This is a genomic window from Mycobacterium sp. SMC-17, from assembly GCF_045310915.1.
Taxonomy (GTDB): Bacteria; Actinomycetota; Actinomycetes; order Mycobacteriales; family Mycobacteriaceae; genus Mycobacterium.
Genome location: NZ_JBJIAK010000008.1, coordinates 104660 through 127521, shown reverse-complemented (window position 1 = coordinate 127521; position 22862 = coordinate 104660). Strand labels below are relative to the sequence as shown.

Genomic DNA, 22862 nt, shown 5'->3' with positions numbered 1-22862 from the left:
AGACAGCGATGCCACCCGACCACAGCTTCGCGCCCACCCAGCTCTCGGCCCGCGCCGCCTACCTGCTGCGCGGTAATGACCTGGGCGTCATGACGACGGCCGCGCCGTTGCTGTATCCGCACATGTGGAGCTGGGATGCCGCGTTCGTATCGATCGGCCTGGCGTCGCTGACGGTCGAGCGTGCCGTGGTCGAGCTGGATACGCTCCTGTCGGCGCAGTGGGCCAACGGCATGATCCCGCACATCGTGTTCGCCAACGGCGTCGACGGCTATTTCCCGGGGCCGGCCCGGTGGGAGACCTCGAGCCTGGCCGTCAACGCGCCGCGCAACCGGGACACCTCCGGTATCACCCAGCCGCCAGTGCATGCCATTGCGGTGCAACGGATTCTGGACCACGCCCGCACCCGCGGGCGCTCGACCCGGGTGGTCGCCGAGGCCTTCCTGGACCGCCGGTGGGACGACCTGGTGCGCTGGCACCGCTGGCTGGCCGAGGCCCGCGACCCCCAGGAGCACGGCCGGGTGACGCTGTACCACGGCTGGGAGTCCGGCATGGACAACTCACCGCGGTGGGACAGCGCGTACGCCAACGTGGTTCCGGGTGCGGTGCCCGAGTACCAGCGCGAGGACAACGCGATCATCACCGACACCAGCCAGCGGCCGTCCGATGTCGAGTACGACCGCTACCTGTGGCTGCTGGAGGAGATGAAGTCCGTCCGGTACGACGATGCGCTGCTGCCGAAGGTGCTGAGCTTCCAGGTCGAGGACGTGTTCGTCTCGGCCATCCTGTCGGTGGCGTGCACGGTCCTGGCCGAGATCGGCGAAGACTACAAGCGGCCCAATTCAGATGTGCGCGAACTCTATTCGTGGGCCGAGCGGTTCCGGCAAGGCGTGGTGGCGACCACCGACGAGCGCACCGGCGCGGCGCGGGACTTCGATCTGCGGGCCGGCAAGTGGATTCCGAGTGAGACCGTGGCGCAGTTCGCGCCGCTGCTCTGCGGCGGTCTGCCGCACGACCGCGAACGGGCGCTGCTGCGCCTGCTGGAGGGACCGCGGTTCTGCGCCCACCCGGACCTCAAGTACCCGCTGATCCCGTCGACGTCACCGGTGTCCCGTGACTTCCGGCCGCGCGAATACTGGCGCGGCCCGGTGTGGCCGGTGATGACGTGGTTGTTCTCGTGGTGTTTCGCCCGCCGCGGCTGGTCCGAGCGCGCGTCGATTCTGCGCCGGGAAGGCTTGCGGCAGGCCAGCGACGGCACATTCGCCGAATACTACGAACCCTTCACCGGGGAACCGCTCGGCAGCATGCAGCAGTCGTGGACCGCCGCTGCCGTACTCGACTGGCTGGGCTGACCCGACAGACCTAGTCGTCGTTGCTGGTGGCCAGCTTCTCCAGCGGCGCAAGGGCCTTGGAGATGTTGTCGATGTCCTCGGGGGTCAGCTTGGCCATCATCGCGATGAGCACCTGACGACGGGCCTCGAGGGCCTCACGGTGCTGCACCAGTCCGCGCGGCGTGACGTTCACCAGGACGGCGCGCAGATCGGAAGGGTCACGCGACCGCTTGACCAGTCCCAGCTTCTCCAACCGGCGGATCGCCACCGTGGTGGTGGGCGTGCGGACCCGTTCGTGCGCGGCCAACTCCGTCATCCGGATGGGGCCGCGGTCCAGCAGGGTCAGCAGGATGGACAGCTGCGCCAACGTCAGATCGGCACCGGCTTCGGCGTCCTTGGGGATCTCGACGCGTCGGCGCATCACGTTGAACAGCTTGGAGAGGACCTGTTGCAGGTCTCCTGCAAGGTCCGCCACCTGCGGCTCCGTCGACGACATAGTTCGATAGTCTAACGTGTATGCCGGATACTGGTCGGTATTAGACAACCTGCGCCAGAAATTGACGTAAACGTTGAGTTTCGGCGGATTCGAAGATGTGTTCGGGCGTTCCGGTCTCGATCACCCGGCCGCCATCCATGAACACCACGGAATCTGCCGCTGACCGGGCGAAACCCATCTCGTGGGTCACCACCACCATGGTCATGCCGTCCGCTCCGAGTTCGCTGATGAGCGCCAGGATGCCCTTGACCAGTTCGGGATCCAGCGCCGAGGTGGCCTCGTCGAAGAACATCACCTGGGGGCTCATGGCCAGGGCGCGGGCGATCGCGACACGTTGCTGTTGCCCGCCGGAAAGGGTTGCCGGGCGCACGTCGGCCTTGTGTTTGAGCCCCACGCGGTCCAGCAGTTGCAGCCCGAGTTCGCGGGCCGCAGCGCCGTCCAGGCCCTTCAGTTTCCGGGGCCCCAGCGTGACGTTCTCCAGCACCGTCCGGTGCGGGAACAGATTGAAATGCTGGAAGACCATCCCGATCCGCTGACGCAGCTGATCGGGGTTGTCCTTCAGCACCGACCGCCCGTCGAGCAGGATGTCGCCACGATCCGGCTCGTACAACCGGTTCAGGGTGCGCAGCAGCGTCGACTTGCCCGAGCCCGACGGCCCGATGACCGCTGTCGTGGTGCCGGCCGGGACGTCCAGGTCGACGCCGCGCAACACCGTGTTGGCATCGAACGACAGGTGAATATCGTTGGCGGCCAAGGAAACTGCCTGCGGCGTGGTCATATGATCTCCTGGGTCGCGATCTCGGCTGCGACGGGCTTGCCCTTGCTGAGTCGCCGGTCGATGTAGTTGACCAGATGGGTCAGCGGAACGGTCAGGGCCAGATAGAACAGCCCGGCGGCGACCAGGGGCGACAGGTTCCCCGTCTGCGCGTTGAGGTCGCGGCCGACCTGGAACAGCTCGCGTTGGCTGGCGATCAACCCGAGGAAGTACACCAGCGACGACGCCTTCAGCAGCGAGATGAACTGGTTCATCAGCGCCGGCAGCACCCGTCGTACGCCCTGCGGCACCACCACCAGGCGCATCGACGCCGGATAGCCGAAGCCCAGCGCGCGTGAGGCCTCGAGTTGGCCGGCGTCGACACTCTGGATACCGGAGCGCAGAATCTCACCGATGTAGGCGCCCGCCATCAGGCCCAGCGCGGCAATTCCCAAGGGGTACGGGTTGTTTCCCGTCAGCGAGCCGACGACCGGCCCGATACCCAACCCGATGACCAGGATGATCACCACTTCGGGCAGGCCGCGGAAGATGTCGGTGTACACCCGGGCCGGCCAGCGCAGCCAGCGTGACCGGGAGATACCGGCGATGGCCAGCGCCATGCCGATGATCAGACCGATGACGCTGGCGCTTACGGTCAGGATCAGCGTGTTCGGCAGGCCGGTCTTGAACAGGTCGGGGATGGCCTGCCGGTACAGATGCCAGTCCAGGAACGCGTCTTTCAGTTGGGACAGCGTCGATTTGGGTGCGGGACCGGCCGACGGGGCCGCCGACGCGTGCGACGCGGCGATGGCGTTGAAGTCGGGCAGCTGCGGCACGGGTGCGGCCTTGGATCCGGGCTTCCAGCCCGGCGGCAGCGCCCGGGGGACCCAGTCGGCATAGAGCCGCGCCCAGGTGCCGTCGGCGATCACCGCGTCCAGCCCGGCGTTGAGCGCGTCGATCAGCGGCTTGTTCTCCTTGGCGACCGCGTAGGCCACGAAGTTGTCCAGACTGAAGGTGTTTTCGACGATGCGTGCCGGATCGCCCGGTTGCACGGTGCCGGAGGCCTGCTGCGACGGCGCCACCCAGGCGTCGATCTGCCGGGTCTTGATGTTGGCGTACACCGTGGCGTAGTCCGGGAACTTCACCGGTTCCAGGTGCAGGGTGTCGACGACGTAGGCCTCCTGCACGGTGCCCTGCACGACGCCGATGCGCTGCCCCGCCTTCAGTGCACCGAATCCGTTGATGGCCGATCCGGTCGGCACGACGAGCGAAAAGTAGCCGAAGTCATAGCCGTTGGTGAACCCGACGGTGCGCCGCCGGGCGTCGGTGGTGGTGATCGATGACGACCCGACGTCGAAGCGCCGGGAGGCGACCTGGGCCAGCAGGCCCGCGAAATCGGTGCCGACGAAGTTGACGCGTAGGCCGATCTTCGCGGCGATCGCCCGCAGCAGCTCGTTGTCGAACCCGGTGAACTGGCCGCTGGAGTTGATACAGATGCTCGGCGGGGCGTCCGACAGCGTGCCGACAGTCAGCACACCCGGCGTGCCCAGCCCCAAGGACTCCGGGCGCACCGTCGAAAGTGGTTGGGTACCAGGTGTCGTGTACTTGTCGGTGCCGTCGCCTTTGGCGGCGGTGGACAGGTTGGTGGGCAGGGCGCTGGCGCTCTGCTCGCCGGGTGGCGCGCACTGATCCGTGGTGGCGCGGGCCGGTACGCCCACGCTCAGCGAGCCGACCAGGAGTGCCACCAGTATCGCTACCGTCGCACGCAGGAAAGAGGTCACGCAGGTCAACCTAGCCGGTACCCGGCCGAATGCCCCGGCTTCAGCTCGCCGGGAATTCATCCGGCCGGACAGTCACCGCTACTGGCTGTCGCGCCACCGGCACAGCTTCTCGGCGTCGCCCAGGTCGTAGTCGGGCCCGTTGACGCCCACCGTCAGCAACGAAACACCCAGCGCGGTAAGCGCTTCGGCGTTGGCGATGAGGCCGTCGCCGCTGTTGTCGACGCCGGCCGACCGGACGATGGTGCTCGGGTCGCGGCCGACGTCGGCGCAATGCCGGTCCAGGACGGCGGCCTTCTCCGGGTAGGTCGACGCCGTGGTGAAGCTGTGCCACATCTGCGCGTACTGCGCGACGAGCTTGAGCGTCTTGCGCTCGCCCTGCCCGCCGATCAGGATCGGGATGTCGCGCACGGGCTGAGGGTTCAGCTTGCCCAGCCGCGCGATGATGCGCGGCATGGCCGCCGCCAGGTCGTCGAGTCGGCTTCCGGCCGTGCCGAATTCGTAGCCGTACTCGTCGTAGTCCTTCTCTTTCCAGCCCGATCCGATGCCCAGGATCAGCCGTCCGTCGGAGATGTTGTCGACGGTGCGGGCCATGTCGGCCAGCAGTTCGGGGTTGCGGTAAGAGTTACAGGTGACCAACGCGCCGATCTCGATGCGCGACGTCTGCTCGGCCCAGGCGCCCAGCATGGTCCAGCATTCGTAGTGCGCGCCGTCGGGGTCGCCGTACAGCGGGAAGAAGTGGTCCCAGTTGAAGGCGACGTCGACGCCGAGGTCCTCGGCACGGCGGACGGCGTCGCGCATCAGGCCGTAGGTGGGGGAGTGTTGGGGTTGCAGCTGAACCCCGATGCGAATGGGAAGGGTCATGACCCCACGCTAACCGCCGAGCACGCCCCGCAGGATCTCGACGAGCGCGACGGGCTGGTCGCCCTGCACCGAATGCCCGGAATCGGGGACCACGTGGGTGCGCTGGAAACCCGGCGCACCAGCGGCGAAGGCGGCGGCATCGTCGTCGTGGACGAAGTACGACTTGGCACCGCGCACCAGCGTAGTCGGCATGGTGATCGACGGGACGTCGTCCCACAGCCCGACAAAGCCGTCGCCGACGCGGAGCGCGTCGTACCGCCAGGTCCAGGTGCCGTCGTCGAGTTGCGTGGCGTTGTGAAACACGCCGCGTCGCAACGAGTTCCGGCTGCGGTGCGGTGACGCCGCCACGGTGACGTCGAGCATCGCCTGGAAACTCGGGAAGCTCCGCTCACCCTTGACCAGGGCCACCGCGCCCAGCTGCGCCTGCGTCATCTGCTCATGCCGCTCCGGTGCCGACGGCGTGACGTCGACCAGCACCAGCTCGGGCACCAGGGCGGGTTCTGTCGCCGCGATCCGCAGCGCCGTCAGCCCGCCCAGGGACATGCCGACGACCAGCCGGGCTTCGGGGGCGTGCGCCCGAATCACCGGCGCCACTGTCGCGGCGTTGAGCTTCGGGCCGTAGTCCCCGTCCTCGCGCCACGCCGACCGCCCGTGCCCGGGCAGGTCGATGGCCAGCGCCGGCACGCCGAGGCCGAGGATCACGGTGTCCCAGGTGTGGGCGTTCTGCCCACCGCCGTGCAGGAACACCACCTCGGGTGCCGCGACGCCCCACTTCAGCATGCTGATCGGGCCGTCGTCGATCCGCGCCACCGTCGGCAGCGGACCGTCGGCGCCGATCTGCTCGGCGTTCTCGTGCAGCAGCCCGAACTCGTCGAGCGTCAGCAGGTCGTCGTCAGAAATCTCCTGGGCCACGTCTTCGGACACTACGCCCGAGCCGTGGAGCGCTCAGCTGCCGACCGGGGCGGTGGTCCGGATCAGGTGATCGAACGCCGAGAGCGCTGCTGTCGCACCGGCTCCCGCCGCGATGACGATCTGCTTGAACGGCACCGTCGTGCAGTCGCCGGCGGCGAACACGCCGGGGACCGATGTCTGGCCACGCTCGTCGACGACGATCTCGCCGCGCTTGGACAGCTCGACGCTGCCCTCGAGCCACTCGGTGTTGGGCAGCAGTCCGATCTGGACGAAGACGCCCTGCAGGTCGAGGTTGTGCGACTCGCCGGTGGTCCGGTCCTGGTAGGTCAGGCCGGTGACCTGGTCGCCGTCGCCGAGGACCTCGGTGGTCAGCGTGCTCAGCAGGATGTCGACGTTCGGCAGGCTCCGCAGCTTGCGCTGCAGCACCTCGTCGGCGCGCAGCACCGAGTCGAACTCGATGAGTGTCACGTGCGAGACGACGCCGGCGAGGTCGATCGCGGCCTCCACGCCGGAGTTGCCACCGCCGACGACGGCGACGCGCTTGCCCTTGAACAGCGGACCGTCGCAGTGCGGGCAGTAGGTGACGCCCTTGTTGCGGTACTCGGCCTCACCCGGCACGTCCATCGCGCGCCAGCGGGCGCCGGTGGACAGGATGACGGTGCGCGCGGTCAGCGAGGCGCCGCTCTCCAGCGAGATCTCGATGAGGCCGCCCTCATCGAGCGCGGGCAGCAGCTTGGCGCCGCGCTGGGTCTTCATGACGTCGACGTCGTACTCGCCGACATGGGCTTCCAGCGCCGCGGCGTACTTCGGACCCTCGGTGTGCGGGACGGAGATGTAGTTCTCGATGGCCATGGTGTCGAGCACCTGACCGCCGAAGCGCTCGGCGACCACGCCGGTGCGAATTCCCTTGCGGGCGGCGTAGATTGCGGCCGCGGCGCCGGCAGGTCCGCCGCCGACCACCAGCACGTCGAAGGGGTCCTTCTCGGCGATCGCCTCGGCGGTGCGCTGCGCGGCGCCGGTGTCGACCTTGCCGATGATCTGCTCGAGCGTCATGCGGCCCGAGTCGAACACCTCACCGTTGAGGAAGACGGTGGGGACTGCCAGCACCTTGCGCTGTTCGACCTCGTCCTTGAACAGCGCACCGTCGATGGCGACGTGGCTGATGCGGGGGTTGAGGATCGCCATCAGGTTCAGGGCCTGCACCACGTCGGGGCAGTTCTGGCAGGACAGCGAGAAGTAGGTCTCGAAGTGCAGGTCGGCATCGAGGTTGCGCACCTGCTCGAGCAGTTCGGGGGCTTCCTTCGACGGGTAGCCGCCGACCTGCAGCAGCGCCAGGGCCAGCGAGGAGAACTCGTGGCCGAGGGGGATGCCGGCGAACCGCACCTCGACGTCGGTGCCGGTGCGGCGGATGGCGAACGACGGCCGGCGGGCGTCGTCGTCGGTGCGCGTGTAGGTGATCTTGTCCGACATCGCCGCGATCTCGGTGAGCAGGTCGGCGAGCTCGGCGGACTTGGGCCCGTCATCGAGGGAGGACACCAGCTCGATCGGCACGGTCAGCCGCTCCAGCAGGGACTTCAATTGGCCGGCGAGTGAGGTGTCGAGCATGCGGATCAACTCCATCGAAGATCGGAATGGCTGAGCCGTTGCGGCCCGAAAGATGTTGGTGTGAAGCAGTTCTGGTGAGCGGTACGGGCCGGGCGGACCAGGCCCGTACCGTCATCAGCAGTGCGGAACTAGATCTTGCCGACGAGTTCCAGCGACGGGGCCAGGGTCTCTTCGCCCTCTTCCCACTTGGCCGGGCAGACCTCGCCCGGGTGGTTGCGCACGTACTGGGCGGCCTTGACCTTGCGAACCAGTTCGGCGGCGTTGCGGCCGATGCCCTCGGCGGTGACCTCGGTGAACTGGACGACGCCATCGGGGTCGACCAGGAAGGTGCCGCGGTCGGCCAGGCCCTGGTCCTCACGCAGCACCTCGAAGTTGGTGCTGATCTGCAGGGTCGGGTCGCCGATCATGGCGTACTGGATCTTGCCGATGGTGTCGGACGAGTCGTGCCACGCCTTGTGGGTGAAGTGGGTGTCGGTGGACACCGAGAACACCTCGACACCGAGGCGCTGCAGCTCCTCGTAGTGGTCGGCGAGGTCGCCGAGCTCGGTCGGGCACACGAAGGTGAAGTCGGCCGGGTAGAAGAAGAAGATGGCCCACTTGCCCTTGATGTCGGCGTCCGACACGGGGATGAAGGTGCCGTTCTTGTATGCGGTCGCGGTGAACGGCTTGATCTTCTTGTTGATCAGGGCCACGAGAACCTCTCTTCGGGTTTATCGGATGTCTGTTACGAGTCCCCACACTAGTCGCTTTTTCTGGACTCGATCCAGTTTGAAGGCGAGTTGTGGTCAGTCTCACAAACCCGGGCCGACGGTCTCGACGCCCCAAACGCCAAGTGGGCGGCCAGGTTTCACCTGGCCCCCCACTCTGACGTCGAAAATTACCCCTCGATGAAGGCTTCCAGCTGAGCGCGCGCGAGGTCGTCGGCGACCTGCTCCGGCGGGCTCTTCATCAGGTAGGCCGAGGCCGGCAGGATCGGGCCACCCAGGCCGCGGTCCTTGGCGATCTTGGCGGCGCGCACGGCGTCGATGATGATGCCGGCCGAGTTGGGGGAGTCCCAGACCTCGAGCTTGTACTCCAGGTTCAGCGGCACGTCACCGAAGGCGCGACCCTCGAGGCGGACGTACGCCCACTTGCGGTCGTCGAGCCACGCGACGTAGTCCGACGGGCCGATGTGCACGTTCTTGTCGTAGACCTTGTCGGCCAGCGAGCCGGTCAGGTTCGAGGTGACGGCCTGGGTCTTGGAGACCTTCTTGGACTCCAGGCGCTCGCGCTCGAGCATGTTCTTGAAGTCCATGTTGCCGCCGACGTTCAGCTGGTAGGTGCGGTCCAGCGTGACGCCGCGATCCTCGAACAGCTTGGCCATCACGCGGTGGGTGATGGTCGCGCCGACCTGGCTCTTGATGTCGTCACCGACGATCGGCACGCCGGCGTCCTCGAACTTCTTGGCCCACACCGGGTCGGAGGCGATGAACACGGGCAGGGCGTTGACGAACGCGACCTTGGCGTCGATGGCGCACTGCGCGTAGAACTTGTCGGCCTCTTCGGAGCCGACGGGCAGGTAGGAGACCAGGACGTCCACGTTGGCGTCCTTGAGGACCTTCACGACGTCGACGGGCTCGGCGTCGGAGACCTCGATGGTGTCGGCGTAGTACTTGCCGATGCCGTCCAGGGTCGGGCCGCGCTGCACGATGACGTCGGTCGGCGGCACGTCGGCGATCTTGATGGTGTTGTTCTCGGAGGCGCCGATGGCCTCGGAGAGGTCGAAGCCGACCTTCTTGGCGTCCACGTCGAACGCGGCGACGAACTTCACGTCGCGCACGTGGTACTGCCCGAACTTGACGTGCATCAGGCCCGGGACGGTCGAACTCTCGTCGGCGTCCTGGTAGTACTGCACGCCCTGGACGAGCGACGCCGCGCAGTTGCCTACGCCGACGATTGCGACGCGAACCTCGTTCGACTCAGACATGTGACGGTCTCCTTTTCCTACTCTTTCAGTGCATTCACCCGGGGGCGCGTGCGCTCAGGTTTGGTCGGCGTGGCCTTGTGACGGCGGCACCGTCGGTCCGGCAGTTGCCACGCGTTCGGCAGCAATCAGCTCGTTGAGCCATTTCACTTCGCGCTCACTGGACTCGAGCCCGAGCTGATGCAGCTGCCGGGTGTAGCGGTCGAGTGAACTGCTGGCCCGTGCGATCGCCTCGCGCAGACCTTCGCGACGTTCCTCGACCTGACGCCGCCGACCTTCCAGGATTCGCATCCTGGCCTCGGCGGGAGTCCGGTTGAAGAACGCCAAGTGCACACCGAATCCGTCATCGGTGTAGTTCTGGGGGCCGGTGTCGGCGACGAGTTCGGTGAACCGTTGCTTACCGGCATCGGTGAGTTGGTAGACGCGACGGGCGCGACGCACCTTCGTCGCACCGAGCGGTGCCGCGTCTTCGACGATCAGGCCGTCGGCCTGCATGCGACGCAGCGCCGGGTACAGCGAGCCGTACGAGAACGCCCGGAACGCGCCGAGCAGTCCGGTCAGCCGTTTGCGCAGCTCATAGCCGTGCATGGGGGACTCCAGCAGAAGCCCCAGGATGGCCAGCTCCAGCACAGTGTCACCTCCCGACATGAATTGACGGCTTCGCATATTGAGCGCTAGGACGCTTCAACACCTCGAGCCATAGTATCGCGCCGATATATACGCGGCCAATCGACGCCGCATACGGAGATGAACGGCGCTGGATGCGGCCGTCAACACCGGCCGAACACAGGGCGAATCAGCCGGGGTAGTTGATGCGCTTGGTATTGCCTTCGGGATCCATCTCGATGTAGCCGCTGTTGTTGAACTTCCCGGACACATAGATCGAGATCGCGACGGTGTCCGGCGGGGCGGTGGTGTCCTTGCTGGCCTTGAAGATCAGGTAGACGGTGTTGATCTCGTTGCGCTTGATGCCCAGCGTCTCGGGCGCGCCGTGCAGGATCCCGGTGATCTTCTCGAAGTTGAACTTCCCGAGGTCGACGACGCGTTCGTCGCTGCTCACCGTCGTGGTGTCGGGGTCGTCCCAGCCGCCGCGGTAGTCGTACCGCAGCACCCTGCGGGGTTCGCCCGGGTCGGGGCGCTCGAGGATCGCGTAGTCCGGGTAGATGGTCAGCTCGTAGCCGGTGGTGTCGCCGAACTTCTTCTTCATCTGGGTGAACAGCCCGGTCAGCCCGCCGAGCGACTGCAGCTGGCGCGGCGGGGTGAGCACCACGGGAGCGACGCCGTCGGGCTTGGCGCCCGGGTCTTCGGCGGCCGTCAGCGGGGACTGGCCGGGCGCGGCGTAGAAGCCCCAGCCGATGGCGATACCGACCACGAGCATCACCGCGGCACCGGCGGCCAGGATGCCCCAGCCGGTCGACCGCACCGCGCGACCCGCGCCGGTCTTCAACGGCGGCAGTTTGACCGACGAGTTCGCGGTCTGCAGATCGGTTACCAGCGACCGCAGTTCGCCGAGCGTGACGGCCCGGGTCGCCGCCGCGACGCGCTGCCGGTGCTCCTCGGCGGACAGCTGGCCGTCGGCCAGTGCCGTGTCCAGGATTTGGCAGGTGTCGTTGCGGTCGCTGTCTTTCGCCCGGGTCGCTGCGGTGGCCACCGGGAAAGCGTAAAGGTCAGGTGGTGCGCGCGCGTGAGCCCGGCCACAAGCCGTTTACCGCTGCACCTATCGAGCCGGCTACAACCCGGCTACATGCGCGCCATCACGCGTCGGCGCTCAGGTGCCCGACGTACTCTGGTCAACGTGCGATTGCAGCGGCAGGTGGTCGACTATGCGCTCCGGCGCAGGTCGCTGCTGGCCGAGGTCTACTCGGGCCGTACCGGCGTCACCGAGGTGTGTGACGCCAACCCCTACCTGCTGCGCGCAGCAAAATTTCATGGTCGTACCAGTTCGGTGATGTGCCCGATCTGCCGGAAAGAACCGCTGACATTGGTGTCGTGGGTCTTCGGTGATCATCTCGGAGCGGTGTCGGGTTCGGCCCGCAGCACCGAAGAGCTCGTCCTGCTGGCGGCCAAATACGACGAATTCGCGGTTCACGTGGTGGAGGTATGCCGCACTTGCAGTTGGAATCACTTGGTCAAGTCATATGTATTAGGGACGCCGAGTCCCCCGAAGGCGGCGAAGCCTCGTGGCACCCGCGCGGCGCGCTCGAAAGCGCGCACCGCCAGTGAGTGACGGAATGAGCGGGGCTGGGCGCCACAGCCGATCGGACAACGACGCGACCAGAGGACCGGGCGCCGGCGCACCGCAGGGACGCCCCGGACCCGTGCCGCCGGACGACCGGCGCACCATGATCCTGCCGCCCGTCGGCAAGGCCGACGATGCGCGGCTGCGGGATCCGATCGACGCCGTGAAGGCTGCCCTCGATGGCACCAAGCGCCCGGGCCAGGCCCCGGTCGGCATGAGCGCGGGCCTGAACCCGCCACCGAAGTCGCCGCCACCGCCGCCCCCGCGGAGCGGCGGCAGTGGTGGCAGCTCCGGCGGTCCGAAGTTGCCGCAGTTCAAGTGGAACTGGAAGGTGTTCCGCCGGATCTGCTACGCGGGCGCCGTGGTGCTGCTGGTGCTGCCGATCGTCACCTTCGCGATGGCGTACCTCATCGTCGACATCCCCAAGCCGGGCGACATCCGCACCAACCAGGTGTCGACCATCCTGGCCAGCGACGGCAGCGAGCTCGCGAAGTTCGTGCCTCCGGAAGGCAACCGCGTCGACGTCAACATCGACCAGATTCCGGTGCACGTCCGCAACGCGGTGATGGCCGCCGAGGACCGGGACTTCTACACCAACCCGGGCTTCTCGTTCTCCGGCTTCGCGCGGGCGTTCAAGAACAACATCTTCGGTGGCGACCTGCAGGGTGGGTCGACCATCACGCAGCAGTACGTCAAGAACGCGTTGGTCGGTGACGCCCGCTCCGGCGTGGGCGGTTTGGTCCGCAAGGCCAAGGAACTGGTGATCGCCACCAAGATGTCGCGGCAGTGGTCGAAAGACGAAGTGCTGCAGTCGTACCTGAACATCATCTATTTCGGCCGCGGCACCTACGGCATCGGCGCGGCGTCGAAGGCGTACTTCGGCAAACCCGTCGAGCAGCTCGACGTGGCCGAGGGCGCACTGCTCGCGGCACTGATCCAGCGGCCGTCGACCCTCGACCCGGCCGTCGACCCGGAAGGCGCCGCCGAGCGCTGGAACTGGGTGCTCGACGGCATGGTGACCATGGGCGCGCTGTCCAAGGAGGACCGCGCACAGCAGCAGTTCCCGGCCACGGTGCCGCCGGAGCAGGCGCGCCAGGCGAACCAGACCGAAGGACCCAACGGCCTGATCCAGCGTCAGGTGATGAAGGAGCTGCAGAGCATCTTCAACATCAACGAGCAGGCGCTGAACACCGAGGGGCTGCAGGTCACCACGACCATCGACCCGAAGGCGCAATCGGCGGCCGAGGACGCGGTGTCGAAGTACCTGGACGGCCAGGCCGACGACATGCGGGCCGCGGTGGTGTCGGTCGATCCGCACACCGGCGGCATCAAGGCGTATTACGGCGGCTCCGACGCCAACGGCTTCGACTTCGCGCAGGCCGGCCTGCCGACGGGTTCGTCGTTCAAGGTCTTCGCGTTGGTGGCGGCCCTCGAGCAGGGCATCGGGCTGGGGTACCAGGTCGACAGCTCGCCGGTGACCGTCAACGGCATCAACATCACCAACGTCGAGGGCGAGGGCTGCGGCACCTGCAGCATCGCCGAGGCGCTCAAGCGGTCGCTGAACACCAGCTACTACCGGTTGATGCTCAAGCTCAAGCACGGCGCGCAGGACGTCGCCGATGCCGCGCACAAGGCCGGTGTCGCCGACAGCTTCCCGGGCGTCGAGCACACGCTGTCCGAGGACGGCAAGGGCGGTCCGCCCAACAACGGCGTGGTGCTGGGGCAGTACCAGAGCCGCGCGCTGGACATGGCGTCCGCTTACGCGACGCTGGCGGCGTCCGGCGAGTACCACAAGCCGCACTTCGTGCAGAAGGTCGTCAACGGCGACGGGCAGGTGCTGTTCGACGCGGCGTCCCAGGACAACTCGGGTGAGCAGCGGATCCCGAAGGCCGTCGCCGACAACGTGACCTCGGCGATGCAGCCCATCGCCGGCTACTCGCGCGGCCACAACCTGGCCGGTGGCCGGCCGTCCGCGGCCAAGACCGGCACGGTGCAGCTCGGTGACACCGGCGCCAACCGCGACGCATGGATGGTCGGCTACACGCCGTCGCTGTCCACCGCGGTGTGGGTCGGCACGACGAGCGGGACGCAGCCACTGGTGAACAAGGGTGGCGGTCCGGTGTACGGCTCGGGGCTGCCGTCGGACATCTGGAAGTCGACGATGGACGGTGCGCTGAAGGGCACCGACAACGAGTCGTTCCCCAAGCCCACCGCCATCGGCGGCTACGCGGGCGTGCCGCAGGCGCCGCCGGTGGTCAAGCCGCCGACGCCGGATGATCAGCAGGGTCCGCCGCCGGGCGCACCGACCGAGACGGTGGTCCAGCCGACGCTCGTCGTCGCTCCGGGCATCACGATCCCGTTCGGTCCGCCGACCACCATGCAGGTGGCCCCGCACCAGGATGCGCCCCCGCCGCCCGGTGGTGGCGACCCGAACCAGCCTGGCCCCCCGCCGCCGCCGTGACGGTCGACGAACCAGACGAGTCCGGCGTCCCGACGGTCTCGCCGGCCCGGCTGGCCCGGGACCTGCGCAGCGCCGACGACCGCGACCTGCCCAGCCGGACCGACGTCATGGGTGCGGCGCTGTCCGGTGTCGTGGGCGGGCCGGTGGGCCGGCACGCGATGATCGGCCGGGCGCCGTTCCTCACCCCGTTCCGGGTGCTGCTGATCATCGCGCTGGTGTTCCTCGGGCTGGGCTACACGACCAAGGCGCCGTGCCTGGTGACGACGGGCACGGGTACCGCCGATCAGCGCGTCGCCAACTGGCAGAACCAGCGCGCCTACTACGAGTTCTGCTACTCGGACACCGTGCCGCTGTACACCGCGGAGCTGCTGAACCTGGGCAAGTTCCCGTACAAGTCCAGTTGGATCGAGACCGACAGCGCGCAGAAGCCGCGCGTCCAGTACGACGGCACCCGCGCGATCCGCTACATGGAGTATCCGGTGCTGACCGGCATGTACCAGTACGCGGCCATGTCGGTGGCCAAGACGTACACGGCGCTGTCCAAGCTGGTCCGGATGCCGGTGGTCGCCGAGGTGATCATGTTCTTCAACGTCTCGGCGTTCGGGCTCGCGCTGGCGTGGATGGCCACCGTCTGGGCGACCATGCTCATGTCCGGCCGGCGCCCGTGGGACGCCGCGGTGGTCGCCGGGTCGCCGATCCTGATCTTCCAGGCGTTCACCAACTTCGACGCCCTCGCGACCGCATGCGCGGCCGGCGCCATGCTGGCCTGGTCCCGCCGAAAACCGGTGGTGACCGGCCTGCTCATCGGCGTCGGGGTGGCGCTGAAGCTGTATCCGTTGCTGCTGCTGATCCCGCTGGCGATGCTGGCGGTGCGGACCGGCAAGTGGCGGCCGGTGGCCAAGACCGCGATCACCGCGTTGGTCACGTGGATCGCGGTGAACCTGCCGATCATGGTGATGTTCCCGCGCGGCTGGTCGGAGTTCTTCCGGCTCAACACCCGCCGCGGTGACGACATGGATTCGCTCTACAACGTCGTGAAGTCCTTCACCGGCTGGGGCGGTTTCGACACCAACCTCGGATTCTGGGAACCGCCGACGGTACTCAACACCGTCACGGCGGTGCTGTTCGTCTTGTGTTGTGCGGCAATCGCTTACGTCGCGTGGACGGCGCCGCAGCGGCCGCGACTGGCGCAGCTGGCGTTCCTCGTCGTCGCGGCGTTCCTGCTGACCAACAAGGTGTGGAGCCCGCAGTACTCGCTGTGGCTGGTGCCGTTGGCCGCGCTGGCGCTGCCGCATCGTCGAATCCTGTTGGCGTGGATGACCATCGACGCGCTGATCTGGATTCCGCGGATGCTGTACCTCTATGGCGATCCCAAACTCGGACTGCCCGAACAGTTCTTCACCACGACGGTGTTGCTGCGCGACATCGCGGTGATCGGCCTGTGCGCATTGGTTGTTCGCGCCATCTACCGACCCGAGATGGATCTGGTCCGCTGGGGCGGACGCGTGGACGATCCGTCGGGCGGCGTGTTCGACGAGGCCGGCGACAATTCGCCGCGCTGGTTGCCCGCCCGGTTGCGGCCCCGTCCGATCGCCGTCGACGAGCCCGATCCGGACCCCGAACCGGAGCTGGCGCCGACGGCATAAATGGGCTGCGTTCCGTCGCGCGCGGTGGCAGGGTCGAGACGTGACCGATCTGACCTTTTCTGACTCCGTCGTCGTCGACACCGATCCCGAGACGCTCTACGCCCTGGTCTCCGATGTGACCAACATGGGTAAGTGGAGCCCGCAGTGCAAAGAGTGCTGGTGGGAGGACGAAGACGGCGGCCCGGTGGCCGGCGCCTGGTTCAATGGCCGCAACGAAACCGCCGATCGGACCTGGGAGACCCGTAGCCAGGTGGTCGTCGCCGAGCCCGGCCGCGAGTTCTTCTGGGAGGTCAACGGCGGCTGGGTGCGCTGGGGCTTCACCCTCGATCCCGTCGACGGTGGCACCCGACTGACGCAGTCGTGGGAGTTCCTGCCGGCCGGTATCGAGGGCTTCCACGGGCGCTGGGGCGACGATGCCGAAGCCCAGATCGCACTCCGCTCGAAGTATGCGAAGGAAGGCATCCCGGTGACACTCGCGGCGATCAAGAAGACGGCCGAGGCCTAGGTTTCGCGGCCGCCGGGGCTGCCGCCGCGAGCGTGCACACCGGGGCTGCCGCCGCGAGCGTGCACACAGATCACGCAAGTCGCCGGCGCGGCGCGCTGGCTGCACGCTCGCGGCGTCCGCGCGCTCTCCCTCGGACTCAGCCCTGATACGGCGGCAGATACTGCGGAAAGCACTGTGGCGCAACCGGATTGCGGGGCGCCTGTATCCACGCGGTGGTTGACGGCAGCAACGCCAGGACCATCGTGGTGATCGGAAATGCCAGGCCGACAACGGCGCTGACGACACCTTCGGGCGAGTACCAGTCATCCGCCGTCACCGCGGTGGTGAACACGGCGGTCATCAGGTTGCTCACGATGGCCACCGCACATCCACTCACCACGAGCCACCGGCCGAGCATCTTGCGGCGAAAGAGCAGCACTGCGCCGGCGATGAGCAACACGCTCAGCACCGTGCCGAGTACGAGCCCGATGATCACCATGGCGACCATTCCGATGGCGAGGATGCCGAAGATGCTGTCGAGGAACTCGAGATCAGAGCGGTCGAAATTACTGCCGATCGACGCGATGACGATCAGGAAGAACAGCGAGACGGCGGTGATGCCGAGGCTGAGCAATCCGCCGAGTGCCGCCAGCACGCCGGCGGTGATCGCGGTGCCACCGCTCGGTTGGGCCGGCACCGCCGGCAGGGCGGGGTAGGCGCCCGGCTGCGGGTACTGCGGGTACGTCATGTTTTCCCTCTGGCGCCGGGTTGGTCCACTCAGCCCTGGTACGGCGGGTACTGCGGAAAGTATTGCGGCGCAACGGGAGTGCGCTTGGCCTGAATCCAGGCCACCGTCGAGGGTCGCAGTGCCAACACCATCGTCAGGATCGGAAAGAGTAGGCCTAGGAAGCCAAGTCGGGGACCGCCTTCGTATTCCGAGATGGCGTTATGCAACCCGTAGCTGATCACTGTCCCGCCGATGACCAGTGCGCATCCGGCGGTGATGAGCCAGCGGCTGGGCATCTTCCGCATGAACAACATCGTCGCGCCCACGATGAGCAACAAGGCGGCGACCAAGCCCGACGCGACGAAGACGATTGCGAGTGCGTACGTCCCGCCAGGGAAGGAAGCGGCGGACTCACTTCTGATCCGGGCGATCGAGGAGAAACCAGCTAGAGCCATGCCGCCATTCGCCAGCGCACCCAGGATCGACAGGACTGCCGCACCGATCGCTGTGCCGCCACTTGGCGGAGCCGGTGGCATGGGCGGATACCCGCCCGGATAACCAACTGGCTGCGGGTATCCCTGCTGGTAGACGGGCTGCGGCGGATAGCCCTGTGGATACCCCGGCTGCTGCGGGTGGCCGGGCTGCCCCGGAAATCCCTGGCCGTACGGCCCCTGTGGATACGTCATGCTTCCCCCTCGCTCAGCCCTGAGGCGGCGGATAGTACGGATACGGCTGCGGCGCAATGGGATTCCGCTTCGCCCGTATCCATCGGCCGGTCGAGGGCAGGAAAGTGAATACGACGGTCGCCACCGAGAAGATCATGATCGGGAGGGTGATCACCGCCCCGACGGTGCTATCCCCGTCCGCATTTGCGCCCAGGAAGGCTCCCAGTCCGAACGCGAAGATCGGCACGCATCCGACGCCGATGAGCCAGCGACCGGCCGGCTTGCGCGACAGCAGCATGAAGCCCCCAGCCAGGACGAGCAGACCGCCGACGACCGAGATCCCAAGGAACAGGTGGCCGACGTGTGCCGGAGAGCGGGTGGCGAACGGGCCCGGTTCCTTCGTGAGGGACTCCACCAAAGCCATGGCACCGAGGCCCCCATGCAGCAGTCCGCCCATGATCGCCAGCACGCCCGCGATGACTCCACCGATCCCGCCAGTCGACGCGGGCGGCACGGGAGCAGGCGGAAAACCGCCCGGATACGCCCCCGGATACCCGCCCGCCTGCGGGTATCCCTGCTGGTAGACGGGCTGGGGCGGATAACCCTGCGGATAACCCGGCTGCGGCGGGTGGCCGGGTTGCCCCGGATACCCCTGGCCATACGGCCCCTGCGGATACGTCATGCGTCCCCCTCGCCGACAATGATCGTCCACCCAGCCTAGCGAGCTTGACGCCTCCGTCAGGACAGCTCTTCCGAGCGCCGATTTCGCAGCTCAGGGGCTCTTCGGGTAACCTAACCCGGTTGCCGACGCAGGCGACCCTCCTGCCACGGAACACGCCGTGGCCGATACGACCATAGGAGGTGATGGGTTCCACATGCGTCCATACGAAATCATGGTCATTCTCGACCCCACACTTGACGAGCGCACCGTAGCTCCGTCGCTGGAGACGTTCCTGAACGTCGTCCGCAAAGACGGCGGCAGCGTCGAAAAGGTGGACATCTGGGGCCGTCGCCGGCTGGCTTACGAGATCGCCAAGCACGGTGAAGGCATCTACGCGGTTGTCGACCTGAAGGCCGAACCGGCCACGGTCAACGAGCTCGACCGTCAGCTGAACCTGAACGAGTCGGTGTTGCGTACCAAGGTCCTGCGGACCGACAAGCACTAGAAGCACCGAAGCTCTGCGGATTTGTCGCGGGCCTTGCGTAGGCTCGCGCCTAATTCACCCAATCCGTCCCAGGAGGATCTCGTGGCTGGTGACACCACCATCACCGTTATCGGAAACCTGACCGCTGACCCGGAGCTGCGTTTCACGCCGTCCGGAGCTGCTGTTGCGAACTTCACCGTGGCCTCGACGCCGCGGATGTTCGACCGGCAGAGCAACGAGTGGAAGGACGGGGAGGCGCTGTTCCTCCGCTGCAACATCTGGCGCGAGGCGGCCGAGAACGTCGCCGAGAGCCTGACCCGGGGGTCGCGTGTCATCGTGACCGGCCGGCTGAAGCAGCGCTCGTTCGAGACCCGCGAGGGTGAGAAGCGCACCGTGATGGAGGTCGAGGTCGACGAGATCGGCCCGTCCCTGCGGTACGCGACGGCGAAGGTGAACAAGGCCAACCGCAGTGGCGGTGGCGGTGGCGGCTTCGGCGGCGGCGGGGGTTCCCGTCAGTCCGCTGGTGGCGGCGCTCCGGCCGACGACCCGTGGGGCAGCGCCCCGGCTTCGGGTTCGTTCGGCGGCGCCGACGACGAGCCGCCCTTCTGATCCACGTAATTGGCTGGGCAACCAGCTAGACCCAGAAAGAGAAAGACATGGCCAAGGCCACCAAGCGGCGTCCGGCGCCGGAAAAGCCGGTCAAGACCCGCAAGTGCGTGTTCTGCTCCAAGAAGGCGCAGACCATCGATTACAAGGACACCGGACTGCTCCGGACCTACATCAGCGAGCGCGGCAAGATCCGTGCGCGTCGCGTCACCGGTAACTGCGTGCAGCACCAGCGCGACATCGCCATTGCCGTGAAGAACGCCCGCGAGGTTGCGTTGCTCCCGTTCAGCTCGTCGACTCGATAGGGAGGACTGAGAAAAATGAAGCTCATTCTGACCACTGAGGTCGACCACCTGGGTTCGGCCGGCGACACCGTTGAGGTTCGCGACGGCTACGGCCGTAACTACCTGCTGCCCCGCGGCCTGGCCATCGTGGCCACCCGCGGTGCCGAGCGTCAGGCCAACGAGATCCGTCGCGCGCGTGACGCCAAGACGGTTCGCGACCTGGACCACGCCAACGAGCTGAAGCAGGCGATCGAGGCCCTCGGCCCCGTGTCGCTGGCCGTCAAGGCCGGTGCCGACAGCGGCAAGCTGTTCGGTTCGGTGACCGCGGGCGACGTCGTCGCCGCGATCAAGAAGGCCGGTGGCCCGAACCTCGACAAGCGCACCGTAGAGCTGCCCAAGGCGCACATCAAGTCGGTCGGCACCCACAAGATCGCGGTGCGTCTGCACCCGTCGGTCAACGTGCCGGTGTCGCTGGCTGTCGTCGCCGGATAGGCACCCGGTAGCTCAAACAGCAGAACGCCCGGGTGGAGTCAATCTTTGGCTTCGCCCGGGCGTTTTCTGTTGACAGTGGGCGAATTTTTTACGCCAATCTGCAAACAGTGATCTACGCCGGCTGTTAACCTACGCGGCCCTTTTCTGCCACGCGTACGCAACACAACACGCCCGAGATGGCTACCCGGCACGACACGCCGCACCAATTCTCATACACAGGCTCACAGGCGATATATAGGCTGTTGACCTGCAGGGTTGGGAATTTACCCGCTGGTATTCCACAAGTTCTCCCCAACCCGTCAACATCGTTGTCCACGTCTTTCCACATTTCATCCCCAGGGTTATCAACAGGGGTGGTTTCGGGAGGCTCCAGCAACGTCTAGCGTGATGCGTCGCGCGACAGGTGAGTGGCTTGCGGGTCCGACTTGTCGGGGCGGTGAAGTACGGTCACAGGTAGCTCGTTCGAACGTTTGTTTGACATCGATTTTCGGGGAGGAGGAGCGCTTCGTGGCTGTCGCTGACGACCTGGGTCGTTCCGACATGGAGGAGCCGCCCAGCGAGGATTTCGGCCGTCAACCGCCGCAGGACATGGCTGCCGAGCAGTCGGTCCTCGGTGGCATGTTGCTGTCCAAGGACGCGGTCGCCGACGTCCTGGAGCGCCTGCGTCCCGGCGACTTCTACCGCCCCGCGCACCAGAACATCTACGACGCCATCCTCGATCTGTACGGCCGGGGTGAGCCCGCTGACGCCGTCACGGTCGCCGCCGAACTCGACCGTCGCGGACTGCTCAAGCGCATCGGCGGCGCGCCGTATCTGCACACCCTGATCTCCACGGTGCCCACCGCGGCCAACGCCGGCTTCTACGCCGGCATCGTGGCGGAGAAGGCCACGCTGCGCCGCCTCGTCGAGGCCGGCACGCGCGTCGTGCAGTACGGCTACGCGGGCACTGAGGGTGCCGATGTGGCCGACCTCGTGGACCGCGCGCAGGCCGAGATCTACGACGTCACCCAGACCCGCAGCAGTGAGGACTTCACCGTCCTGGAGGAGCTGCTGCAGCCCACCATGGACGAGATCGACGCCATCGCGTCCCAGGGCGGTATCTCGCGCGGTATCCCGACCGGTTTCACCGAGCTCGACGAGATCACCAACGGTCTCCACCCGGGCCAGATGATCATCGTGGCCGCGCGCCCCGGTGTCGGTAAGGCGCTGGCGCTCGACACCCCGCTGCCCACGCCCGGTGGCTGGACCACCATGGGTGATGTCTCGGTGGGCGACGAGCTGATCGACGCCAACGGTCAACCCACCCGCGTGGTCGCCGCGACTCCCGTCATGGAGGAGCGCCCGTGCTACGAGATCGACCTGTCCGACGGCACCACCATCGTGGCCGACGCGTCGCACCAGTGGCCGACCGGCCGCGGCATCGTCACCACCGCGACCCTGCGGCCCGGCGCTGACCGCCTCGAGCCGGCACTGACCGCCGGCGGGCTGGCGGTGCTCACGCGGCCCGTGACGATCACCGATGTGCGCCGGGTGGAATCGGTGCCGGTGCGCTGTGTCGAGGTCGACAACCCGGCCCACCTGTACCTGGCCGGGCGGTCGATGGTGCCGACGCACAATTCGACGATCGGGCTGGACTTCATGCGGTCCTGCTCGATCAAGCACCAGCAGGCCAGCGTCATCTTCTCGCTGGAAATGAGCAAGACCGAGATCGTCATGCGACTGCTCTCGGCCGAAGCCAAGATCAAGCTCGGTGACATGCGCTCGGGTCGCATGAGTGACGACGACTGGACCAAGCTGGCCCGCCGCATGAGCGAGATCTCCGAGGCGCCGCTCTACATCGACGACTCGCCGAACCTGACCATGATGGAGATCCGGGCCAAGGCCCGCCGTCTGCACCAGAAAGCCAACCTGCGGCTCATCGTCGTGGACTACATGCAGCTGATGACCTCGGGTAAGAAGTTCGAGTCCCGGCAGCAGGAAGTCTCGGAGTTCTCGCGGTCGCTGAAGCTGATGGCCAAGGAACTCGAGGTTCCCGTGGTCGCCATCAGCCAGCTGAACCGTGGTCCCGAACAGCGCACCGACAAGCGCCCGCAGGTGTCGGACCTTCGTGAGTCGGGATCGCTGGAGCAGGACGCCGACATGGTCATGCTGCTGCACCGCCCGGACTCCATCGACCGCGACGACCCGCGCGGTGGTGAAGCCGACATCATCCTGGGCAAGCACCGTAACGGCCCGACCGCGAATATCACTGTGGCACACCAGCTTCACTTCTCGCGGTTCACGAATATGGCGAGGTAGTTCTCGGCAGCTGTAGGGTCTCACGGAACGTGGCGGAATCTCACGGGTGATGGCGGAGTGTTGGCGGATCCGCCAAGTTCGTGAGACACGCGGGCTGTTCAATCCAAAGCCTGCG

Annotated in this window: 23 protein-coding genes; 10 read left to right on the top strand and 13 right to left on the bottom strand. The window is 67.0% G+C overall.

Translation table 11 applies throughout. From position 1 onward, the window contains the following. Positions 1 to 8 precede the first annotated feature (8 nt). A complete protein-coding gene (locus ACJH7A_RS08220) occupies positions 9 to 1349 on the top strand; it encodes an amylo-alpha-1,6-glucosidase (protein WP_061006195.1) in 1341 nt (446 codons plus the stop codon). Positions 1350 to 1359: 10 nt separating this feature from the next. Here the strand turns inward: ACJH7A_RS08220 and ACJH7A_RS08215 are convergent, their stop codons facing one another. The 10 genes from ACJH7A_RS08215 to ACJH7A_RS08170 all read right to left on the bottom strand — a co-directional run bounded on the left by ACJH7A_RS08215 (position 1360) and on the right by ACJH7A_RS08170 (position 11351). Then, complete coding sequence (locus ACJH7A_RS08215; RefSeq protein ID WP_061006194.1) at positions 1360 to 1824, bottom strand: MarR family winged helix-turn-helix transcriptional regulator; 465 nt, start codon at positions 1822 to 1824, stop codon at positions 1360 to 1362. Positions 1825 to 1864: 40 nt separating this feature from the next. Continuing rightward, complete coding sequence (locus ACJH7A_RS08210; RefSeq protein ID WP_406801757.1) at positions 1865 to 2602, bottom strand: amino acid ABC transporter ATP-binding protein; 738 nt, start codon at positions 2600 to 2602, stop codon at positions 1865 to 1867. Then, positions 2599 to 4359, bottom strand: a complete 1761-nt coding sequence (locus ACJH7A_RS08205; protein ID WP_406801756.1) for an ABC transporter substrate-binding protein/permease — start codon at positions 4357 to 4359, stop codon at positions 2599 to 2601. Before ACJH7A_RS08205 ends, ACJH7A_RS08210 begins: the two co-directional genes overlap by 4 nt. Positions 4360 to 4437: 78 nt before the next feature. Further along, the gene (locus ACJH7A_RS08200) at positions 4438 to 5220 is read right to left on the bottom strand and encodes an LLM class F420-dependent oxidoreductase (RefSeq protein WP_406774435.1); all 783 of its coding nucleotides are present in this window, start codon (positions 5218 to 5220) and stop codon (positions 4438 to 4440) included. A 9-nt stretch (positions 5221 to 5229) separates the two neighbouring features. Beyond that, positions 5230 to 6144, bottom strand: a complete 915-nt coding sequence (locus ACJH7A_RS08195) for an alpha/beta fold hydrolase (RefSeq protein ID WP_406801755.1) — start codon at positions 6142 to 6144, stop codon at positions 5230 to 5232. A gap of 21 nt (positions 6145 to 6165) precedes the next feature. Beyond that, positions 6166 to 7737, bottom strand: coding sequence for an alkyl hydroperoxide reductase subunit F (gene ahpF / locus ACJH7A_RS08190; RefSeq protein WP_406801754.1), 1572 nt, complete (start codon positions 7735 to 7737; stop codon positions 6166 to 6168). Between the two features lie 128 nt (positions 7738 to 7865). Then, the gene (gene ahpC / locus ACJH7A_RS08185; RefSeq protein ID WP_406801753.1) at positions 7866 to 8429 is read right to left on the bottom strand and encodes an alkyl hydroperoxide reductase subunit C; all 564 of its coding nucleotides are present in this window, start codon (positions 8427 to 8429) and stop codon (positions 7866 to 7868) included. A 185-nt stretch (positions 8430 to 8614) separates the two neighbouring features. After that, positions 8615 to 9703 (bottom strand): inositol-3-phosphate synthase, encoded by a 1089-nt coding sequence (locus ACJH7A_RS08180; protein WP_406801752.1) that lies wholly within the window; start codon positions 9701 to 9703, stop codon positions 8615 to 8617. 54 nt (positions 9704 to 9757) lie between these two features. Next, positions 9758 to 10330 carry a PadR family transcriptional regulator gene (locus ACJH7A_RS08175; protein ID WP_064857478.1) on the bottom strand — a complete coding sequence of 191 codons (573 nt, stop codon included), beginning with the start codon at positions 10328 to 10330 and terminating at the stop codon, positions 9758 to 9760. A gap of 166 nt (positions 10331 to 10496) precedes the next feature. Next, the gene (locus ACJH7A_RS08170; protein WP_082934498.1) at positions 10497 to 11351 is read right to left on the bottom strand and encodes a DUF1707 domain-containing protein; all 855 of its coding nucleotides are present in this window, start codon (positions 11349 to 11351) and stop codon (positions 10497 to 10499) included. A 144-nt stretch (positions 11352 to 11495) separates the two neighbouring features. On the opposite strand from ACJH7A_RS08170, the gene ACJH7A_RS08165 reads away from it, so the two are divergent. Genes ACJH7A_RS08165 through ACJH7A_RS08150 form a run of 4 tightly spaced genes read left to right on the top strand, consistent with a single transcriptional unit; the run spans position 11496 to position 16551 of the window. Further along, complete coding sequence (locus tag ACJH7A_RS08165; protein ID WP_406801751.1) at positions 11496 to 11927, top strand: DUF5318 domain-containing protein; 432 nt, start codon at positions 11496 to 11498, stop codon at positions 11925 to 11927. A gap of 4 nt (positions 11928 to 11931) precedes the next feature. Next, positions 11932 to 14400: a transglycosylase domain-containing protein gene (locus ACJH7A_RS08160; RefSeq protein ID WP_406801750.1), complete on the top strand. Its 2469-nt coding sequence runs from the start codon at positions 11932 to 11934 to the stop codon at positions 14398 to 14400. Further along, complete coding sequence (locus tag ACJH7A_RS08155; protein WP_346416643.1) at positions 14397 to 16046, top strand: glycosyltransferase family 87 protein; 1650 nt, start codon at positions 14397 to 14399, stop codon at positions 16044 to 16046. Before ACJH7A_RS08160 ends, ACJH7A_RS08155 begins: the two co-directional genes overlap by 4 nt. A 40-nt stretch (positions 16047 to 16086) precedes the next feature. Continuing rightward, positions 16087 to 16551 (top strand): SRPBCC family protein, encoded by a 465-nt coding sequence (locus ACJH7A_RS08150; protein WP_346416644.1) that lies wholly within the window; start codon positions 16087 to 16089, stop codon positions 16549 to 16551. A 136-nt stretch (positions 16552 to 16687) separates the two neighbouring features. On the opposite strand, the gene ACJH7A_RS08145 is transcribed toward ACJH7A_RS08150, so the two are convergent. From ACJH7A_RS08145 to ACJH7A_RS08135, 3 genes are read right to left on the bottom strand one after another with little or no spacing between them, the layout of a single operon-like run. Beyond that, the gene (locus tag ACJH7A_RS08145) at positions 16688 to 17278 is read right to left on the bottom strand and encodes a hypothetical protein (RefSeq protein ID WP_346416645.1); all 591 of its coding nucleotides are present in this window, start codon (positions 17276 to 17278) and stop codon (positions 16688 to 16690) included. 29 nt (positions 17279 to 17307) lie between these two features. Beyond that, positions 17308 to 17943: a hypothetical protein gene (locus ACJH7A_RS08140; protein ID WP_346416646.1), complete on the bottom strand. Its 636-nt coding sequence runs from the start codon at positions 17941 to 17943 to the stop codon at positions 17308 to 17310. A 13-nt stretch (positions 17944 to 17956) separates the two neighbouring features. Beyond that, a complete protein-coding gene (locus ACJH7A_RS08135; RefSeq protein ID WP_346416647.1) occupies positions 17957 to 18604 on the bottom strand; it encodes a hypothetical protein in 648 nt (215 codons plus the stop codon). A gap of 193 nt (positions 18605 to 18797) precedes the next feature. Between ACJH7A_RS08135 and rpsF the strand changes: the two genes are divergently transcribed. The 5 genes from rpsF (at position 18798) to dnaB (ending at position 22747) form a co-directional block, all read left to right on the top strand. Continuing rightward, the gene (gene rpsF / locus ACJH7A_RS08130; RefSeq protein WP_020099843.1) at positions 18798 to 19088 is read left to right on the top strand and encodes a 30S ribosomal protein S6; all 291 of its coding nucleotides are present in this window, start codon (positions 18798 to 18800) and stop codon (positions 19086 to 19088) included. Positions 19089 to 19169: 81 nt separating this feature from the next. Then, a complete protein-coding gene (locus tag ACJH7A_RS08125) occupies positions 19170 to 19676 on the top strand; it encodes a single-stranded DNA-binding protein (protein ID WP_020099842.1) in 507 nt (168 codons plus the stop codon). A 47-nt stretch (positions 19677 to 19723) separates the two neighbouring features. Next, positions 19724 to 19978 (top strand): 30S ribosomal protein S18, encoded by a 255-nt coding sequence (gene rpsR, locus ACJH7A_RS08120; RefSeq protein WP_020099841.1) that lies wholly within the window; start codon positions 19724 to 19726, stop codon positions 19976 to 19978. Positions 19979 to 19993: 15 nt separating this feature from the next. Further along, the gene (gene rplI / locus ACJH7A_RS08115) at positions 19994 to 20449 is read left to right on the top strand and encodes a 50S ribosomal protein L9 (protein WP_212807767.1); all 456 of its coding nucleotides are present in this window, start codon (positions 19994 to 19996) and stop codon (positions 20447 to 20449) included. A gap of 507 nt (positions 20450 to 20956) precedes the next feature. Then, complete coding sequence (gene dnaB, locus ACJH7A_RS08110) at positions 20957 to 22747, top strand: replicative DNA helicase (protein ID WP_029120101.1); 1791 nt, start codon at positions 20957 to 20959, stop codon at positions 22745 to 22747. Positions 22748 to 22862: the final 115 nt, after the last annotated feature.

Excerpts from the sequence above, each read along its gene's own strand:
- ACJH7A_RS08220 (WP_061006195.1), top strand. The coding sequence starts at position 9 with ATGCCACCCGACCACAGCTTCGCGCCCACCCAGCTCTCGGCCCGCGCC.
- ACJH7A_RS08215 (WP_061006194.1), bottom strand. The coding sequence starts at position 1,824 with ATGTCGTCGACGGAGCCGCAGGTGGCGGACCTTGCAGGAGACCTGCAA.
- ACJH7A_RS08210 (WP_406801757.1), bottom strand. The coding sequence starts at position 2,602 with ATGACCACGCCGCAGGCAGTTTCCTTGGCCGCCAACGATATTCACCTG.
- ACJH7A_RS08200 (WP_406774435.1), bottom strand. The coding sequence starts at position 5,220 with ATGACCCTTCCCATTCGCATCGGGGTTCAGCTGCAACCCCAACACTCC.
- ahpF (WP_406801754.1), bottom strand. The coding sequence starts at position 7,737 with ATGCTCGACACCTCACTCGCCGGCCAATTGAAGTCCCTGCTGGAGCGG.
- ACJH7A_RS08180 (WP_406801752.1), bottom strand. The coding sequence starts at position 9,703 with ATGTCTGAGTCGAACGAGGTTCGCGTCGCAATCGTCGGCGTAGGCAAC.
- ACJH7A_RS08160 (WP_406801750.1), top strand. The coding sequence starts at position 11,932 with ATGAGCGGGGCTGGGCGCCACAGCCGATCGGACAACGACGCGACCAGA.
- ACJH7A_RS08145 (WP_346416645.1), bottom strand. The coding sequence starts at position 17,278 with ATGACGTACCCGCAGTACCCGCAGCCGGGCGCCTACCCCGCCCTGCCG.
- ACJH7A_RS08140 (WP_346416646.1), bottom strand. The coding sequence starts at position 17,943 with ATGACGTATCCACAGGGGCCGTACGGCCAGGGATTTCCGGGGCAGCCC.
- ACJH7A_RS08135 (WP_346416647.1), bottom strand. The coding sequence starts at position 18,604 with ATGACGTATCCGCAGGGGCCGTATGGCCAGGGGTATCCGGGGCAACCC.
- rpsF (WP_020099843.1), top strand. The coding sequence starts at position 18,798 with ATGCGTCCATACGAAATCATGGTCATTCTCGACCCCACACTTGACGAG.
- rpsR (WP_020099841.1), top strand. The coding sequence starts at position 19,724 with ATGGCCAAGGCCACCAAGCGGCGTCCGGCGCCGGAAAAGCCGGTCAAG.
- rplI (WP_212807767.1), top strand. The coding sequence starts at position 19,994 with ATGAAGCTCATTCTGACCACTGAGGTCGACCACCTGGGTTCGGCCGGC.